2 protein-coding genes are annotated in these 1,206 nt (G+C 31.6%); both read left to right on the top strand.

The window, feature by feature from the left end; all coding sequences use genetic code 11:
• Window positions 1-146: 146 nt before the first annotated feature.
• Window positions 147-380 (top strand): hypothetical protein, encoded by a 234-nt coding sequence (locus F6K13_RS34030; RefSeq protein WP_124145307.1) that lies wholly within the window; start codon window positions 147-149, stop codon window positions 378-380.
• Complete coding sequence (locus tag F6K13_RS34025; protein WP_124145308.1) at window positions 368-814, top strand: type II toxin-antitoxin system VapC family toxin; 447 nt, start codon at window positions 368-370, stop codon at window positions 812-814. The genes F6K13_RS34030 and F6K13_RS34025 overlap by 13 nt, the downstream gene beginning before the upstream one ends.
• Window positions 815-1,206 lie beyond the last annotated feature (392 nt).

Genomic DNA, 1,206 nt, shown 5'->3' with positions numbered 1-1,206 from the left:
ATATTAGGGGACTTTTGAGCCAGGTTTACAATTAACAAATTTGGCAACTATTATAGCATATTCCAAGTATGTAAAATATAGATTTATATCTGCTATAGTAATAGTAAGTATCTCACTCAAATAGTAGACAAAAAGGAAGTTATACTATGAACGAAAATATTGTTTCTGTGGAAAATGTAATTAAACAAATAGATGGAATGAATCTGGATCAACAATTAGAATTAATTGCTTATATTGCTAATAAAATTCAGAAATATAAATCTTCATCCAACAAAAAAAGTTCTTTAAAAAGTATCATCGGTAGTGGCAAAGGATGTTTTGCGACTCCAGAGGAAGTAGATAATTTTATTAATCAAGAGCGAGGTCAATGGGAATTTTAGAAGCAATCACAGGAACACGAGTTTATTTAGATACTAATATCTTTATTTATGCAGTAGAAGGATATGCTGAATTTCAAGCTTTATTAAATGAGTTATTTGAGGCTTTTGATAATGGAAGTCTCAAAGCAATTACTAGCGAATTAACTTTAGCAGAAGTTTTAGTAAAACCATTAATTGAGAATAATACTGAAGTTTGTTTAATTTATGAAAATGCCATCCAAAATTCGCAATTGCTTAAAGTAGTACCAATAAATCGAAAAATTCTGATAGAATCAGCTCGATTAAGAACCATGATTAATTTAAGACTGCCAGATGCAATTCATGGTGCAACTGCAATTTTAAATGGATGTGAAACTTTTTTAACTAACGATAAACGCTTAGAAGCTCTTTCTGGTATTAACGTTCTTATTTTATCTAATTTGTTGTCTAGTTAATTAACCGAAGTAATATTATTTTCGGTGCATGGCAGTGGGAGCATCTTGCTCCCGTCTTAGGTGTTGCTTGTTCCCATTTTAGAAAGTTGTTGTTGCTACGGGATGACGTTGCGATCGCTTTAGTCGATTAATTTTATAATTTAAATTGAATAAAAAATCATGCGCAGGGGCGAGCAACCCCCAATATATATATTGTATCACAATTTTTTATGAAATACTACCTGAAAAAGTTCTGAATCTAATTACATCAATGCTAGCGGACTTAATCTAACAAAATGACAAACCCAAACAAACTAGAAAATCTTTCACAGAAAAATCAAAATTCTTTACAGCAGAAAAGCTCGGTACGGAAAGTATTCTGACGATGACGAAGCACTTTCCGTACCGAGCTT

Source organism: Okeania sp. SIO2B9 (assembly GCF_010672505.1).
Lineage (GTDB): Bacteria > Cyanobacteriota > Cyanobacteriia > Cyanobacteriales > Microcoleaceae > Okeania > Okeania hirsuta.
Note: the sequence above shows the minus strand (reverse complement) of the source record. Positions and strands in the feature narration are given on the sequence as shown.

What these genes read in the sequence shown, in the direction of transcription:
- F6K13_RS34025 (WP_124145308.1), top strand. Translation starts at nt 368, where the DNA reads ATGGGAATTTTAGAAGCAATCACAGGAACACGAGTTTATTTAGATACT.
- F6K13_RS34030 (WP_124145307.1), top strand. Translation starts at nt 147, where the DNA reads ATGAACGAAAATATTGTTTCTGTGGAAAATGTAATTAAACAAATAGAT.